General features: G+C 37.0%; 16 protein-coding genes. 15 read left to right on the top strand and 1 reads right to left on the bottom strand.

What is annotated here, in order from left to right:
* Positions 1 to 224: 224 nt before the first annotated feature.
* The 10 genes from HCB45_RS05540 (at position 225) to HCB45_RS05495 (ending at position 11,398) form a co-directional block, all read left to right on the top strand.
* Positions 225 to 1,547, top strand: coding sequence for an ABC transporter substrate-binding protein (locus HCB45_RS05540; RefSeq protein ID WP_185318298.1), 1,323 nt, complete (start codon positions 225 to 227; stop codon positions 1,545 to 1,547).
* Entirely contained in the window at positions 1,544 to 2,422 is an 879-nt protein-coding gene (locus HCB45_RS05535; RefSeq protein WP_185318299.1) for a carbohydrate ABC transporter permease, read from the top strand. Before HCB45_RS05540 ends, HCB45_RS05535 begins: the two co-directional genes overlap by 4 nt.
* A complete protein-coding gene (locus tag HCB45_RS05530; protein ID WP_003721426.1) occupies positions 2,409 to 3,242 on the top strand; it encodes a carbohydrate ABC transporter permease in 834 nt (277 codons plus the stop codon). The genes HCB45_RS05535 and HCB45_RS05530 overlap by 14 nt, the downstream gene beginning before the upstream one ends.
* 15 nt (positions 3,243 to 3,257) lie before the next feature.
* Positions 3,258 to 4,790: an alpha-glucosidase gene (locus tag HCB45_RS05525; RefSeq protein ID WP_185619155.1), complete on the top strand. Its 1,533-nt coding sequence runs from the start codon at positions 3,258 to 3,260 to the stop codon at positions 4,788 to 4,790.
* 1 nt (position 4,791) lies between these two features.
* Entirely contained in the window at positions 4,792 to 5,706 is a 915-nt protein-coding gene (locus HCB45_RS05520) for an MTP-1 family protein (protein ID WP_185619152.1), read from the top strand.
* Between the two features lie 21 nt (positions 5,707 to 5,727).
* Positions 5,728 to 6,795 carry a BtaManbiosPhlase gene (locus HCB45_RS05515; protein WP_185619150.1) on the top strand — a complete coding sequence of 356 codons (1,068 nt, stop codon included), beginning with the start codon at positions 5,728 to 5,730 and terminating at the stop codon, positions 6,793 to 6,795.
* Positions 6,792 to 8,465, top strand: a complete 1,674-nt coding sequence (locus HCB45_RS05510) for a phospho-sugar mutase (protein WP_185619148.1) — start codon at positions 6,792 to 6,794, stop codon at positions 8,463 to 8,465. The genes HCB45_RS05515 and HCB45_RS05510 overlap by 4 nt, the downstream gene beginning before the upstream one ends.
* 450 nt (positions 8,466 to 8,915) lie before the next feature.
* A complete protein-coding gene (cshA, locus tag HCB45_RS05505; protein WP_077955340.1) occupies positions 8,916 to 10,466 on the top strand; it encodes a degradosome RNA helicase CshA in 1,551 nt (516 codons plus the stop codon).
* 119 nt (positions 10,467 to 10,585) lie between these two features.
* Entirely contained in the window at positions 10,586 to 10,762 is a 177-nt protein-coding gene (locus HCB45_RS05500; RefSeq protein ID WP_185607632.1) for a hypothetical protein, read from the top strand.
* A gap of 147 nt (positions 10,763 to 10,909) precedes the next feature.
* A complete protein-coding gene (locus HCB45_RS05495) occupies positions 10,910 to 11,398 on the top strand; it encodes a QueT transporter family protein (protein ID WP_003724800.1) in 489 nt (162 codons plus the stop codon).
* Between the two features lie 33 nt (positions 11,399 to 11,431).
* On the opposite strand, the gene HCB45_RS05490 is transcribed toward HCB45_RS05495, so the two are convergent.
* Positions 11,432 to 11,785 carry a winged helix-turn-helix transcriptional regulator gene (locus HCB45_RS05490; protein ID WP_185619146.1) on the bottom strand — a complete coding sequence of 118 codons (354 nt, stop codon included), beginning with the start codon at positions 11,783 to 11,785 and terminating at the stop codon, positions 11,432 to 11,434.
* Positions 11,786 to 11,911: 126 nt separating this feature from the next.
* Here HCB45_RS05490 and HCB45_RS05485 point away from each other — a divergent pair, with 126 nt between their 5' ends.
* The 5 genes from HCB45_RS05485 to HCB45_RS05465 all read left to right on the top strand — a co-directional run bounded on the left by HCB45_RS05485 (position 11,912) and on the right by HCB45_RS05465 (position 17,329).
* A complete protein-coding gene (locus HCB45_RS05485; protein WP_185619144.1) occupies positions 11,912 to 13,078 on the top strand; it encodes an MFS transporter in 1,167 nt (388 codons plus the stop codon).
* A 207-nt stretch (positions 13,079 to 13,285) separates the two neighbouring features.
* A complete protein-coding gene (locus tag HCB45_RS05480; RefSeq protein ID WP_185619142.1) occupies positions 13,286 to 15,304 on the top strand; it encodes a BglG family transcription antiterminator in 2,019 nt (672 codons plus the stop codon).
* Positions 15,305 to 15,318: 14 nt separating this feature from the next.
* The gene (locus HCB45_RS05475) at positions 15,319 to 15,648 is read left to right on the top strand and encodes a PTS lactose/cellobiose transporter subunit IIA (protein WP_185318309.1); all 330 of its coding nucleotides are present in this window, start codon (positions 15,319 to 15,321) and stop codon (positions 15,646 to 15,648) included.
* Positions 15,649 to 15,984 carry a PTS sugar transporter subunit IIB gene (locus HCB45_RS05470; protein ID WP_185318310.1) on the top strand — a complete coding sequence of 112 codons (336 nt, stop codon included), beginning with the start codon at positions 15,649 to 15,651 and terminating at the stop codon, positions 15,982 to 15,984.
* Positions 15,985 to 16,003: 19 nt separating this feature from the next.
* Positions 16,004 to 17,329, top strand: a complete 1,326-nt coding sequence (locus tag HCB45_RS05465) for a PTS sugar transporter subunit IIC (protein ID WP_003766107.1) — start codon at positions 16,004 to 16,006, stop codon at positions 17,327 to 17,329.
* The last annotated feature ends 14 nt before the right edge of the window (positions 17,330 to 17,343 follow it).

The following is a 17,343-nucleotide window of genomic DNA, read 5'->3' as shown; positions in this document are numbered from 1 at the left end:
CTGTTTATTCTATTATAGAAGTTAATTCACAAAATAGCAAAAATTTTATAATTAAAAAGTAATGTTAAAAGTAATTTTTAAGATTTTTAACAGTAGATCCTTAAAACACTTATATTAAAAGAATTTATAAAAGTAATTATTGACATTACAAAAATGTAATGTGATAATGTAATTGTAATCAAGCGCTTACAATTACAAAAAGTGGAATTAGGAGGATTATTGATATGAAGATTAGAAAAATTGCTATTGCGGCTCTTAGTGTTGCGGTTGCTGGCTCATTACTAACTGCTTGTGGCGGTGGAGGAAACAAAAGTGGAGACGATAACGGTAAAACAAAAGTAACGTTTTGGGCAGCTCCAAATCCAACTCAAGTAAAATATTGGGATGAAATGGCAAAAGCATACGAAAAAGAAAACCCAGATGTAACAGTTGAAGTTTCCCAAATGAAAGAAAGTCCATCATCAGAAGCGACAATTCAATCAGCTATCGCCTCTAAAACGGCACCAACTATGTCTGAAAATATCAATCGTAGTTTCGCTGCACAATTAGCAGATAGTAAAGCTATTGTACCTTTGAACGATGTAAAAGGTCTTGATGATGTTGTAAAAGAAAGAAAAATGAGTGAAACAATGGATTCTTGGAAATTCTCTGATGGCAATCAATATGTGCTACCTGTCTACTCCAATCCAATCCTTTTTGCTTGGCGTTTAGATACCTTAAAAGAACTTGGCTACGATGCTCCGCCAAAAACTTATAGTGAAGCCCTTGAAGTTGGTAAAAAATTAAAAGCAAAATATCCAGATAAAGTACTTTGGGCTAAAGGTGATTTATCTGATCCAACAGCTTGGATGCGCTGGTTTGATTTCTTCCCACTGTATGATGCAGCTTCAAAAGGAAATGCATTTGTAGAAGATGGCAAATTAGTAGCAGATGATAAAGCTGGAACTGAACTATTAACCTTTATGTCCGAATTGCAAAAAAATAAATTACTTCTTGCAAGTAAAGCAACAGATCCGTTTGAAACAGGAACAAGTATCATGGCAGACAATGGCCCATGGACTTTTCCTAACTGGGACGAAAAATTTCCAGAACTTAAATATAATGAAAATTATGCAATAACTGCACCACTTGTACCAGATAACATGGCGAGCGAAAAAAATATTGCTACGTATGCTGATTCAAAAGGTGTTGTAATGTATGCTCAAGCAACAGACAAAGAAAAAGAAGCAGCAATGGATTTCTTGAAATTTGTTTATAGCGACGATAAAAATGATTTGAAATTCCTTGAAACTACTAATTTAATTCCGGCGCGTGATGATGCAACTGAAAATGAAGCTTTCACCGCATTCTTCAAAGAAAATCCAGAATTAGAAGTTTATGCAGCTAATGTACCTTATAGTATTCCGGCGATGGATGATGCGAAATACAATGATATTCAACAAGTTCTTGGAGAAGAAGCATGGAATCCGATTGTACGCGGGGAGAAAAAACCTGCTAAAGCTTGGTCTGACATGAAGAAAGCTGAGGACGGGGTGCTTCAAAAATGAAGCGGCGAAATAATAAATTGGGCTGGTCGTTTACCAGCCCGTATCTCATATTCACAGCGGTATTTTTCTTAGTCCCGCTCGTTTGGTCAATTTGGTTATCTGTAACTGATTGGAATATGATGAGTCCGGAAATCAATTTTGTTGGATTTGATAATTTTATCAAAGCTTTTACTAGTCCAGCAGTTCAGGCGGCCTTTTTTGTTACGTATAAGTTTTTAATTGTGTTTGTTCCGATGGCACTAATTATTTCGATGATTGTTGCCGTTTTAGTGAACGGGTTACCAAAGTTTAAAGGACTTTATTTGGTTGCGTTTTTTCTACCATATTTGTCTTCAGGTGTTGTAACTTCGCTAATTGTGCAAGGGTTACTTTCATACAATAGTGCACTGAATGTGTTTTTACGCGAGCATTTTGGTTGGGATATTGATTGGCTCGGAACACCAATGTCCGCGCTCGTTATTATTTCGCTAATGATTGCTTGGAAAATGTCTGGTTATTATGCGCTTATTTTAATTTCTGGACTTGCTAGTATTAACCATGAAATTTATGAAGCAGCAGCGATGGACGGCTCTGGTCGTTTTAGAACCTTTTGGAAAGTTACTGTTCCGATGTTATATCCAGCACTATTTACAGTAATTGTTTTAGCAGTGGGTGTGAGTTTTGGGATTTTTACCGAAGTTTACCAACTAACTGGTGGTGGACCGAATTTTGCAACAAATACGTGGCAAATGGAAATTTTCAACCAAGCATTTGTTAACCTGAATTCTGGTTATGCTTCAGCGATTTCTCTAATGGCTGCTACTGTCACATTTGCATCGATTGGTGTTATTAAGAAAATGCTTGAGAAATGGGGTCAAAGAAATGGTTGGACATAATAGTAAAGCGGGAAAAATTGTTCGCTATATCCTGACAACATTACTCATGTTAATTATGATTTATCCGTTTATTTATTTGGTATTAAATTCGTTTGCAGCTTGGGATCAAGTGGATAAAAAACTCATTCCGACTGAATTCACTACTCGTTCGTGGGATTGGTTGTTTGGAAATTCTGTTGTTGCGGCGCCCGCACCTTGGATTCATGCGTTTATTAATACCATCATTGTATCCACTATTGCGACAGGTTTGATGCTACTTTTTGGCCTAATGGTTGGCTATGCGCTAGCAAAAGTTGATTTTAAAGGTAAAAAAATAGTTAATAATGCGATTTTATTTCAAATGTTTTTCCCGGCGATTATTTTGCTAATTCCACAGTTTTTAATGATTACAGACTTTGGATTACTAGATACGTATGCCGGAATGATTATTCCAACAATGCTTAGTTTATGGGCGGTATTTATGTATACCAACTTTTTTAAAGCGATTCCAGATACTTTAATTGAAGCAGCAAAATTAGATGGCGCGAGCGATTTGAAAATTCTCTTTCGAGTTGTACTTCCAATGTCTAAATCAATCACAACAGTTATCTTCTTGTTCTTATTCACAGACAGATGGACGAATTTACTTTGGGATATGCTTGTAACAAAGAGTGATGGAACGGTAACACTGAATGTACTGATTTCACAAATGTTTGGCCCATATGCAACTTATCCAGGTCCCATGTATGCAGCTTCTGTACTATTGACGTTACCACTTATTATTCTGTTCTTATTCTTCTCGAAGAAATTCCAAGAAGGAATGCAATTTACTTTGAAATAAAAGGAGCGACTGAACTTGGAGTTTTGGCGAGGTAGTGTTTTTTATGAAATTTATATGAAATCATTTCAAGATAGCAATAATGATGGTTTAGGGGATTTTAAAGGGCTGACTAGTAGGTTAGACTATTTGACGGATTTAGGGATTGATGGCATTTGGCTCACTCCATTTTACCACTCACCACAAGTGGATAATGGCTATGATGTTTCGGATTACTGTGATATAAATCCAGATTATGGCAATATGGCTGATTTTCGAGAATTTATGAAAGCAGCAGATGCGCGAGGCATAAAAGTGATTATTGACTTAGTATTAAATCATTCTTCGACAGAACATGCTTGGTTTAAAGAGTCGCGGAGTAGCAAAAAAAATCCTAAACGAGATTATTATATTTGGCGTGAAAAACCAAATAATTGGGAGTCGTTTTTTGGTGGCTCAGCATGGGAGTTCGATAAACTTACGGAAGAATATTATTATCATAGCTTTGCAAAAGAACAAGCTGATCTTAACTGGGCAAATCCAGCTGTTCGTGCTGAAATCAAGCAAGTTTTAGCATTTTGGTTAAATGAAGGAGTGGCAGGATTTAGATTAGATGTCATTAATAATTTAACGCTCGTACTTGAATTTCCTGATAATCCAGTTATTGATAAGGAAATGGAGCATGTTTATGATCGAAATCAACAAGGGTTGGAAGAAGCTTTAGAAGATATAGCCGCATTTTGCCGTAAAGAGCGCGAGGTATTTTTAGTAGGTGAAATTAGCTCAGATAAATTGCCGGAAATTGCGAGATATAGTTCGAAAACGATGCTGGACGTTACTTTCAATTTTAATTTTGGAAGTGTCGATAAACTTGACGTGAAATCGGTATTTACTACTTTAAATGAGATGGAAACAGAATTAAAAGATGGGCAATGGCCAACACTTTTCTTTGGTAGCCATGATATGAGTAGGTTTACAACACGACTTTCAAACGGGAATTTATCCAAAACGAAATTATTAGCTTTTTTAATGTTAACTGCTAAAGGTGTCCCATTTATTTACTACGGAGAGGAAGTGGGAATGCCAGACTTAGCCTTTTCCTCTGTAGAAGAAATGCGTGATATTCAAGGGACTGCTGCTTATTATCAAGCCTTACAAGCAGGTTTAGATGAAAAAAATGCACTTGAAGTCGCTATAAATAAAACACGTGACAAGGCGCGCAGTCCGATGGTGTTTCCAGATGGCAAACCGTTTACTAGCGGTCAGCCATGGATTAAAATGGCTAGTTTAAAAGAAAAAGAAGCATTATCGATGTGGCATTATTACCAGACTTTACTCGCCTTTCGAAAAAATCAAAATTTTAAAGAAAAGGAATACGCCTCATTAACTTTAAAGGATGAAATACTTAGCTATCAGCGTGGGGAATTCTTATTTTTACTACACTTTGGTGAGACAGAGGTGACATATCCGCTTCAAGGGAAGTCAGAGCTTATTTTTGGAGAAGCGGAGATGTTAGAAGCTGGCATTAAGATGGGAGCGTACGCTGGAATTGCGCTCAGAGTGGAGGATTAACATGAAACCTATAGAAACATTATTGCGAGTTTATCGTGAAACGAAGACTGCTTCTCACACCCGTCTTGAGTTAACTGGTGCTTTTGACAAGGATGTATATAACATTACTGCGCCTTTTACTTGGCTCGGGAAAGAATATATTGCAGGACGTGTGGAATCGCGGGATAGTGAATTTGCGGAAATACGTTTTTTTGAGAATACGGCAAAAGATGTGTATCAATTAGTTGAAAATACGACTGTCCTAACTCTTCAAGATCCATTTGTAACCTTTGTACAAGGTGAACTTATTATTGGCGGTGTGGAAGTTTTTGCGAAAGAAACGGACCCGACTATGCTAGATTGGCGCACTAATTTATATCGTGCAACTTCCCTTACCAATTTTGAGCAAATTTTTACAGGTCCAATTGGAATGAAAGATTTACGAGTGAAAGAGCTAACGGACGGTCGAATTTTAGTGTTAACTAGACCACAAGGCGAAAAAGGCGGTCGCGGGAAAATTGGCGCAACTGTCATTAATTCACTAGTGGATTTAACAATAGAGAAAATTGAAAAAGCACCCCTGTTAAAACGAAATTTTTCAGGTGATGAATGGGGTGGTGGTAATGAAATTCATTTGCTAGAAGGTGGTCGCATTGGGATTCTTGGTCATATCGCTTGTTTTGACGAAGCAGGTGATCGTCATTATTATGCATGTTCTTTTTGCCTGAATGAAGATTTTACACAAATCGAGCAGGAAAAAATTATTGCGGAACGTGCTGATTTTGCTCCCAGTGAGCCCAAAAGACCGGATTTAGCAGACGTTGTATTTAGCGGTGGTTTAATCAGAAAAGCAGATGGTATTGCTGAACTTTATGCTGGGATTGGTGACTCTGATGCACAAAAATTAACAATCCCTGATCCATTTAAAAATAACTAATAGTAGGAGTTTTGTATAAAAATGAACATTTATCGTTATAAAGAAAACCCATTAATTACCCCATTAGACGTAAAACCAATTCATGAAGGTTTTGAAGTAATTGGCGCGTTTAACGGAGGTGTTGCCGAGTATAATGGCGAAGTACTTTTGCTTCTTCGTGTAGCGGAAAAACCAGTTAGTGAAGACCCAGAAGTAATTCTAGCTCCAGTTTATAATGCGAATAACAAAGAATTAGAATTACACTCTTTCCGTTTAGATGATGAAAATTATGATTTTGAAGATCCGCGAATGATTCGAAATAAAGCAAAACTAGAAGGATTTTCTTATTTAACTTCGCTTTCTTATATTCGAATCGCTCGTAGTAAAGATGGTCATCATTTTACTTTAGATGAAAAACCTTTTTTATACCCTTTTAATGAATATCAGACATTTGGGATTGAAGATGCTCGTGTGACACAAATCGGGGATACTTATCATGTGAATTTTAGTGCTGTATCTGAGTTTGGTGTAGCAGATGCATTAGTTACAACAAAAGACTTTGAAAATTTGGAGTATCAAGGAAATATTTTTGCTCCTGAAAATAAAGATGTACTTATTTTCCCAGAAAAAATTAATGGAAAATATTATGCACTACATCGTCCAAGTTTGAAAAGTATCGGTAACTTAGATATTTGGATTGCTTCTTCACCAGATTTACGTAGTTTTGGTGATCATCGTCATTTACTTGGTATTCGTCCTGGTGAATATGATAGTGGTCGCGTTGGTGGTGGTTGTGTCCCAATCAAAACAGAAGAGGGTTGGTTGATTTTATATCATGGTGCAACTGAAGAGAATCGTTACGTAATGGGCGCGGCATTGCTTGACTTAAATGACCCAACCATTGTGCTGAAAAGAACGAAAACTCCGATTTTAGAACCAGTGGCTGATTATGAAAAAAATGGTTTCTTTGGCGATGTTGTTTTTGCTTGTGGAGCGGTTCAAGAAGGTGACACGTTACACATGTATTACGGAGTAGCTGATACTTCTATGGCAGGTTGCGATATGAAAATCAGTGAAATTTTACATCAGTTAGAAGTGGAAGCTAAATGACTTGGCAAAACTATTTGAATGCGTGGAAAAATGCCGATTTATCTGATGAATGGCGAAATGAATTGAAACGAGTGGAACATGAACAGGAGCGCTTTGAAGGGTACTTAACATTTGGAACAGGCGGAATGCGTGGTAAAATGGGCCTGGGCTCGAATCGCATCAATCTTTTTACAATCAGGCGAATGGCAAGTGGATTAGGCGAGTATGTAGCAGCAAATGGAGGTAAAGAGAAGGGCGTCGCAATCTTTTACGATTCTAGAAATAATTCAGATGTTTTTGCGGCTGAAACGGCGAAAGTATTGTCAGCGCTGGGTATTCGAGTTTATTTATCAGATACAATTCGTCCAACGCCAGCACTTTCTTTTTGCGTTCGAGAAACAAAATCCTTTGCCGGAGTAGTGATTACTGCAAGCCATAATCCTTCTATTTATAATGGATTTAAAGTTTATGATAAGAATGGATGTCAAATCACACTAGGTGCGGCACAGGAAATTACCAGCTATTTAAATAAAATAACGGATATTTTTCGTATACCAGTACGAGAATTACCGAATTTACTCGTGACTACCATTGGAAAAGAAATGGATGATGCTTATTTACAAGCTTTAACTAAAGTGATTTCTCGTCCAGAATTGCTTGCTGATTATGGAAATGAACTAGAGATTTGCTATACACCACTTCACGGGGCTGGAAAAGAACTTGTGATGAGAGGTTTAGTAGAAAATGGCTTTTCAAATACTCTACTTGTTCAAGAACAAAGTGAGCCAGACGGAAATTTTCCAACGGTTGTTTCGCCTAATCCAGAAGAAGAAAATAGTTTTGAATTAGCCAAACTGCAAGCAAAAAAAATGCAAGCGGATATAATTTTAGCAACTGATCCGGATGCTGACAGACTCGGGGTAGCAGTTTTAACCAATCAAAATGAGTATCAAATTTTAACAGGAAACCAGCTGGGTGCTTTGCTATTAGATTATATTTTGTCTGCGAAAGAGCGTGTAACGAAAGAGGATACGATGATTAATACGATTGTCACTGGAGATTTAGGTGGCAAAATAGCAAGTCAATTTGGCATTCGTCACGTCCAAACACTGACCGGTTTCAAATTTATTGGTGAAAAAATAGCCGAAATGGAAGAGACACAAGCTAATTTTATTTTTGGCTATGAGGAGAGTTATGGTTATTTAATTGCTCCTTTTGTCCGTGATAAAGATGCAGTACAAGCAGCATTACTTACTGCAGAAATGGCCCTTTTCTGTAAAAAAGAAGGAACGACGCTTCTTGAAAAACTAAATTCTTTATATGAAAAATATGGCTATTACAAAGAATATTTGCACACTATCATACTTGAAGATAGTAATGGTAGAGCAAAAATGAACCAAATGATAAACACTTTACGAAAAGACCCCCATTTTTTACCAGAAATAGTGGCTGTAGAAGATTTTCTGACTAGCAAGCGAACAAATCTTCTCACAAAAGAAATAACAAATATCAAGTTACCCCAAGAAAATGTATTAAAATTTTATTTAAAAGACAAATCGTGGTTCGCTGTCCGACCTTCTGGAACAGAACCGAAATGTAAAATCTATTTCCAAACACTTGCTGAAACAGAAGAAAGCGCAGAAAAAACAATGAATAACTTAAAAGAACGTGTATTAGCCTTATGGAATTAATAAATAGCTGGAAATCGTTTTCGGATGATTTTCAGCTATTTTAAAATTATAAATAACTAAAAACAGCTGATAAGCGTACATTTAAAAAGAAATAACTTTTTTTATTCGATAATAGCGTGGAAAGATAAGGTTTTGACATTGAAAAGAAATAGTTAGTGTGTTATGATGTTAGATGGAAGTTTATTAGGTTTATATTTAGCCTAGTGATTAATGAGGGCTTTTTTATTTGATGCGTTAGAACTGCTATAATGGCAGAGAAATTTTCTGATGCCATGAATCATTTTGCTTGGTGCGCCCAGGCTTTTCTATTGCAGAAAAATGAAAATGAAAGATAGCAGTTTTCATAAAACAACTGCAAATGAACAGACAAACAATCGTAATAAGCGTATTGTGATGAATTATAAAAGTAGCTCTCCTACCAAACTTTAAACAGGTAAAGGAGAAATGACATTGACAAAATTTTCGGAGTTCGGACTGGACGAAAAAATTGTAAAATCAGTAAATCGGATGGGGTTTGAAGAAGCAACACCAATCCAAGAAAAGACAATTCCACTAGGACTAGCAGGTAAAGACTTAATCGGGCAAGCACAAACAGGTACTGGTAAAACAGCCGCTTTTGGTCTTCCAATGATTCACAAAATTGACCAAAAGAGTAACAACGTACAAGCTTTAATTATTGCTCCAACACGTGAACTTGCAATCCAAGTTTCTGAAGAGCTTTATAAACTTAGCTATGACAAACATGTACGTGTGCTAGCGGTTTACGGTGGTAGTGATATCAGCCGTCAAATCCGTTCACTTAAGAAAAACCCACAAATCGTAGTTGGTACGCCAGGACGTATTTTGGATCATATTAACCGTCGCACACTGAAACTAGATCACGTGGAAACACTTGTACTAGATGAAGCAGACGAAATGCTAAACATGGGCTTCATTGATGATATCGAAACTATTCTAAAAGAAGTACCAGCAGAACGTCAAACTTTACTATTTTCTGCAACAATGCCTGATCCAATTCGCCGTATCGGTGAACGTTTCATGCATAGCCCAGAACTTATTCGCATTAAAGCGAAAGAAATGACTGCACTATTAATCGAACAATTCTTTGTAAAAGTGCATGAAAAAGAAAAATTTGACGTATTATCTCGTTTATTAGACGTTCAAGCACCGGAACTAGCTATTGTTTTCGGTCGTACGAAACGTCGTGTAGACGAATTATCGCGCGCGCTTGATATGCGTGGTTACGTGGCTGAAGGTATCCACGGTGACTTAACGCAAGCAAAACGTATGAGCGTACTACGCAAATTTAAAGAAGGAAAAATTGATGTTCTAGTTGCAACAGATGTAGCAGCTCGTGGACTTGATATTTCCGGCGTAACACATGTATATAACTATGACATTCCACAAGACCCAGAAAGCTATGTTCACCGTATCGGTCGTACTGGTCGTGCTGGTAAAGAAGGTATGGCGATTACATTCGTACAACCTCGTGAAATGGGTTATCTACGTATTGTGGAAGAAACTACGAAAAAACGTATGCAACCCCTTCAAGCTCCTACATGGGACGAAGCATTTGCAGGCCAATTACGCGTAGCAACTGAAAAAATTCAAGAAGCAATCACAGAAGAAAACTTAGCTGACTACAAAACGTTTGCTAACGAACTTCTTGAAAAATACGATGCAACTGACATCGCAGCAGCAATGCTTAAAATGTTAGCGAAAGAACCAGATAAAACTCCTGTCCATATTACTGAAGAACGTCCATTACCATCCCGTGGTGGCGGTGGCTACAAAGGTAAAAATGGTAAAGGCGGCAAAGGTGGCGGCTATCGCGGCGGAAGCGGCAAAGGCGGAAGCTACCGCGATCGTAACAACAGCGGCAAAGGTCGTCGTAGCGGCGGCGGAAGCGGTTCTGGCGGTGGCAGCAATCGTGATCGTCGTGGCGGCGGAGAACAACGCAGCGGCGGCAACAAAGGCAACTACTCACAAAAATCTAAATAAGATTATTAGACAAATAGTTACTATATAGATAGACTGGAGATAAAGAAGTTTTTACCTTTATCTCCAGTCTATTTTTTTATAAATACTAATGTTAGGGATACGGGAGTGTGGCGCTCGTCATGAAGATAAACAAAATTATCGAATATATTGTAGTAGCAATCATCGTTTTAGGGTGGGCTTACTTCATTGTCATTAAGGAAATTCTCCCTAAAAATATAGGATTTATTTCATTAGTAATTTTATCGGTAGTTCTTTATTTTGTAGGTAAAAGGTTGAATGGGACACATAGCAGATAAATAACGGCTATAATCTAAGTAGCCGTTTTTTTATGTGCAATAACTCATTTACATTAACTTCCAAATATGAGAAAATAGCATGTTGGCAAAATTGCCACACGTGGTTCATTCATACCATCCCACGTAAAAAAACTAGGAGGAAAAATAATGAAAATGAAAATTTTGACGGTGAATGCAATTATTGCCGCACTGTATGTAGTGCTCGGAATGATTGTTGCACCAATTGGGTTTATGGCATTACAATTTAGAATACCAGAAATCTTTAACCACCTAATCGTCTTTAATAAAAAATACTTCTGGGGCATTATCGTAGGGGTTTTTATTACGAATTTGTTCTTTTCCGGATTAGGTTGGATTGATTTAGTTTTTGGCGTCGCACAATCAGCTATTTCTCTTTTACTAATGATTGGCATTTCTAAATACGTTAAAGGAATTATTCCACGGATGATTATTAATACGATTCTTTTCTCGCTAACGATGGCAATTATCGCTTGGGAGCTAGTGATCGTTTTTGACTTACCGTTCCTAATTACTTGGGCAACAACGGCTGCAAGTGAATTCATCGTAATGGGTGTTGGGATTCCATTAATGTATCTATTAAATAAACGGTTAAATTTTCGAAAAATGATCGATTAAAAAACAGCCATCTAAAAAGATGGCTGTTTTTCCTTAATCGCGGTTAAGAAGAACAATATCTTCATTCTTAGTAAGCAAAAGATCGACATGGTTTTCGCCCCATAAGCAAAGTTTATTCAAGATTTCCGATAAAGACTCACCGTACTCGCTTAATGAATACTCCACTTTTGGTGGGATTTGCTCGTAGACTTTACGAATAATAACTCCAGATTTTTCCAGCTCGCGCAATTGTTGTGTGAGCATTTTTTGTGTGATGTTGGGGATGAGTCGTTTTAATTTGCCAGTTCGTTTTTTGCCTTCGCGTAAATGGCAAAGGATGACTGGCTTCCACTTACCGCCTATAACTTCAAGTGTAGCTTCGACACCAATATTATATACTTTGGGCATAATTATCCTCCTATAGGCACTTTTTAGTATCTATATGACTTTTAAGTACCTTCTTGTTATTTTATACAGCATATAAGATACTGTATAACAGAACGAAACAATTTGCAATTTTTAGGGGGAAATAATGTGGATATGAAAAAAGTAAATCCTAATTTGACGCTTTTGGCGCTAGCGATTAGTGCATTTGGGATTGGTTCAACGGAATTTATTAGTGTAGGGCTTCTTCCACTGATTTCTTCTAGTATGGGTGTATCAATTAGTACAGCTGGTTTGACAGTATCGATTTATGCCCTTGGTATAATGGTTGGGGCGCCAGTTTTAACCACAATAACGGCAAAGATGAACCGAAAAAACCTACTATTAATAGTAATGTTAGTATTTCTGATTGGGAATCTTGTCTCGGCTTTTGCTGTAAGTTTTGGAATGCTCCTTACTGGTCGCGTAGTGGCGGCATTTGCACATGGGGTGTTTATGTCGATTGCTTCGGTTATCGCGGCAGATGTAGTTCATCCGAGTAAACGTGCGAGCGCGATTGCGGTAATGTTTACGGGGCTGACCGTGGCGACAGTTACTGGGGTGCCACTTGGGACGTTTATCGGACAACTATTTGGCTGGCGGATGTCGTTTCTGTTTATTGTTGCGATAGGCGTGATTGCGATTATTGCTAACTTCTTTTTAGTTCCAAAAAATTTATCTAATGCGAGTAATATTTCATTTAAATCGATTGGGCAATTATTAGTTAATAAAAAAATCGTGATGGTGTTACTCATGACGGCGTTTGGGTATGGTGGTACTTTTGTTGTTTATACGTATTTATCCCCAATGTTTAGCAATATGGGATATTCGACAAGTATGATAGTTATTTTACTGATTGTTTATGGTGTGATGGTTGCGATTGGGAATACGATTGGTGGGCATTTTGCGAATGAGCGTCCTACCAAAGCACTTTTCATTATGTTTAGCCTACAAGGTGTGACGTTGTTATTACTTCAATTCACTTCAGGAAATGCTATTTTAGGTTTAATTACTATTATGCTAATGGGATTTTTCGCGTTTATGAATGTATCTGGTTTGCAACTTTATGTGGTGCAATTAGCAGAACGGTATTTGCCAGAAACGGTGAGTATGGCTTCTGCGCTTAATATTTCTGCATTTAATATCGGAATTGCACTAGGAGCATTTATCGGTGGTTTAGTTACTGAGTATATTGGTTTAAGTTATACGCCAATTGTCGGATTTTTAATGGTTTTCATCGCAATTATTTTAACTTTTTATATGAAAAAAGATAAATAATTCAAATAATAGGCCTTTTACAGGGAATGTAGAAGGCTTTTTTGGTGCTTTCGGTAGATCTGACCTATTCCAGCGAGGTTTTTTTACAGTTATAGTAAAATGGATAGTTTTTTTGTCCTGACAGGTCTGACAAAAATAGCTATATAGCTTATTGTAAGCCCTATCATGAAAATGATAAATTGAATTTAGAAAGAGGAGTGATACCTGATGAAACTAAATCAGCAGTGTATTCAAATTTTAGATTTTCTTATGGAGCAGGAAGATTTTAAAAATATTGGTTATATTTCTAACGCGCTTGGTTGTTCGGAGCGTAGTGTTCGTTATAGTTTGGAAAAAATCGATGTTTTCCTCCATGAGCAAACGTTACCAGCTCTTATCAGACATACGAGGAAAGGGGTGCTACTTCCAGAAAAGAACATTATAAATCCAGTGGTGAGTAAGTTCAAACAACAAATCACGCCGAAAAATTATCGTTACAGCCAAGAAGAAGTACAGCAATTTTTACTTTTAAAGCTGCTATTGAGTGAAGAAGTGCTTCCGGTTACATATTTTGAAGAAGTTCTTTTTATTTCAAGATCTTCTGTGTTAAATCATCTACGCGCAATTGAAGGGGAACTTTTTTTAAATAATTTGGATTTGTCCCACCAACCGCGCCATGGCTTTCTAGTGACTGGAAATTTAATTACGAAAACGTCCCTTTTTGCTCGGAGCTTCTTGCGTTTTATTAACATCCGCGAATTTTATCAGTTTTTAGATTCGGAAAATAGCTTATCTAAAAAAGGAGAGTTATTTTTTTATAACCTTTTCGAATTGGAAATTTTGCAGGAAGTAAATCGCGAGGCGCATTCGGTTGAGGAGAATATGACTCGTGCGATGGATGAGCAACTTTATCTTACATTACTTGCTATTTTACTAAAACAACATGAAACGAAACCTGATTTCAAGTTTACAGCGGATTTTGCGGTGACAGATGAGCTAGATAAAGCGCTAGAAACGATTATTGGCTCGCTCAAGCAGTACCAATATGGGAGTGAAGATGAAGCTATTATTGAAGCTTTTGTAAGAGGCATTTGCGAAAAAATGGGTGAAATCTATCAAGTAGATTTTGTGCATGGTGATACGGATTTTTTTACGCAAATGAAGGCGCATATCAAGTTAATGATTCGGCGTGTTCGAGCTGGTGTCATTATCGAGAATCCGATTTTTAATGAATTTATGCGTGATAATCGTGAAATTTTTATGCGGGTGAAGGAGAGTTTGGAAGCATTGAAGTCGGTATTGCCAATTTCTGTCAGTTCACAAGAAATATCATTTTTAGCGATTTACTTTGCATCTGAGGTACAGAGAAATAGACAAACCATTGAAATGAAGCCAAACTTATTGATTATTTGTCCAGAAGGTGTCGCGGTGTCAAATATGATTGCGATTCAGCTAAAACGAATGTTTGAATTTGAATCGGTTCAGACAATCGGTCTTAGAAGATTTAAGCGTGATATGATGAAGGATTTTGACTTTGTGATTAGTACGGTGGATTTACCAGATATGCAAGATGCTAAAATACTCAGAATTAATAGTTACTTGCAAAAAGAAGATATGGAATTACTGCAAAAACATTTGCGTATGAAACTAGTCAAAAGTGATAAGCAAATTATTAACAAATTTAGTAAAATTTTAGCGATTATTGCTGAAAATACACAAATTAATAATTTAAGTAAATTAGAATTCGATTTATTGGAAGCGCTTATATCAGACGAGAGAGAGGCGCCAAGGAAAATTATCCCACCATTTCAATTTACAGAAGAGGCTATCATTATGGAAGAAAATTGTCCGACTTGGCGAAAAGCAATTAAACTCGGAACGAAATGTATGGAGCAACTCGGGGTAATTGAGCCTAGTTATCATGAAAAAATCATTCATAATTTAAAAGTTTATGGGCCATATATGGTAGTTGCGCCGGGTGTGGCGATTGCGCACGCAGGGGCAAGTGATGGCGTTTTGATGGACGGTATAGGGGTGACGATAATTGAGGACGGGATTATGTTTTTTGATAGATACGAAAAGCCTGTTCACGTCATATTTACACTAGCTTTAAAAACAAAAGAAGCGCACTTAATCGTGGAACAATTAATGAAGTTAGCGCTGAATGAAGAAAAAATGCAAAAAATTAAAATGGCTAGCTCAAAACGTGATATTTATCATTACGTTAAGTCAGCTATCTTTGAATGAGAGAGGGTTTCATAATGGACATAGAAAAAATATCGTTTTCATTAATATCACTAGCGGGGGATTCGTTTTCTAAATTAATTGAAGCTTTGCAGGCCGCAAAAGCATCAGATGCAGAACTAGTAGAACAACTTTTAAAAGAAGCAGATGACCTAATGATTGAAGCGCATAAAGTACAAACAGAAATGCTTATTCAAGAAACAAGAGGAGAACAAGCTAGTTTTTCCGTTTTACTCGTACATGCGCAAGATACTTTGATGAACACTATCTTAGCTTCCACTTTAATTCGTGAAATGATCGAAATGCATCAAGAAATGAAATCATTAAGAAAAGAGGAGGAAAAATAAATGGAAATGAATCAACTACATGTACTTTTAGTATGTAATCTAGGTGCATCTACCGGAGTAATGGTCACAAAAATGAAAGAAATTGCGCAAAATAGTGAAAAACTAAAGAACACAGATGTGAAAATCGAGGCACATCCAGCAGGGGAATTACGTGAACATATTGAAGATTTTGACGTTATTTTAGTCGGTCCTCAAATTAAACACCAGCTAAAACATTTAAGTGAAATTGCTGCAGAATACAATAAACCAATCCAAGTCATCGATACGAAAGATTACGGCACAGTTAACGGCGCAAACATTTTAAAAGACGCGATTATCCTTAAAATGAACAAATAAAAAAGTGGAGGGAAACAACATGTCGAGTAAAAACAAACAATCTTTTATGAATCGTTTTATTGCTTTTATGGAGAAATATTTTGAACCAGTCGCAGCTAGAATTGAAAAACAACGTCATATTTCCTCAATAAAAAATGGGATGATTGCATTGATCTCGGTTTTAATTATTGGATCATTTTCGCTGATCATCTCAGCAATCGGGAATATGTTTCCAGCGGGTTCTGTTGTAAAAGAATTTTTTGTTCAAAATGCAGCAGCGCTTAACTTACCATTTCAATTTACGTTTGGTTTATTATCGATCTATGCTGCTATAACAATTTCCTACAGCCACGCGAAACAAATGAAAGTCCCTGTGTTACATAGTGTGATGGCTGCTGTGATGGTAACACTCATCCTTAATACGAAAATGGTTGATGGGGTTCTTAATACAGAATTTCTAGATTCAAGAGGACTCTTTATTGCGATATTTGCAGCACTGATTTCTGTAGAACTTATTGGTTTATTTATTAGAAAAAATATTACGATTCGAATTAAAGGTTTACCAGCTGGGATTGCAACTACTTTTGAAGCGATTATTCCGTTAGTAGTGTTGTTGTTCAGTGCTGTTGGGCTTAGTATTTTAATGCAAAGTGTAACGAGTGGGCAAATCATTCCAGAAGCCTTCACGACGATGCTAGCTCCTGCGATTAATAGTATCGACACACCTTACGCTGTATTCCTAATTTGTTTTCTTGAAATGCTATTTTGGTTTATTGGTCTAAATGGTTATGCGATTTTGATTGGTTTTGTGCTTCCATTTATGACACAATATTTAGGAGCGAACGCTGCTGCTTATGCGGCGGGAGAACCAATTCCTCACGTATTTGCGCCAAATTTCTGGGATTATTTCATGGGATTCTCTGGTTCTGGTATTACTGGTGCATTAGTAATCCTCGCACTATTTAGTAAATCAAGAGAACTAAAAGCAGTCGGAAAAGTTTCTGTCGTTCCAGCAATTTTCACTATTTCCGAGCCAGTTGTATTTGGACTTCCAATCTGTTTTAATCCTTATTTATTTATTCCGTTCGTACTTGGAACGCCAATTTTAGCGGTAGGACAATGGTTTGTATTCCATTTCGGTTGGGTTCGTCCACCGATTGCGAATGTTGGTGGTACACCAATCCCGCTCGCACAGTATTTAGCGACAATGGACTGGCGTGCAATTATATTAATCATCTTCGTTCTCGCAGCAGCCGTTTGTATGTACTATCCATTCTTCAAGATGTATGAAAAGAGTTTGATTAAAGAAGAAACTGTCGTATCAGAACGCCAAGCTGCTCATGATGCGCTAGACTTGGATTTCTAATAAAGAAAGGTTGA

The organism is Listeria farberi, assembly GCF_014229245.1.
Classification (GTDB): Bacteria; Bacillota; Bacilli; order Lactobacillales; family Listeriaceae; genus Listeria; species Listeria farberi.
This window is presented reverse-complemented; position numbering and strand designations above follow the sequence as displayed.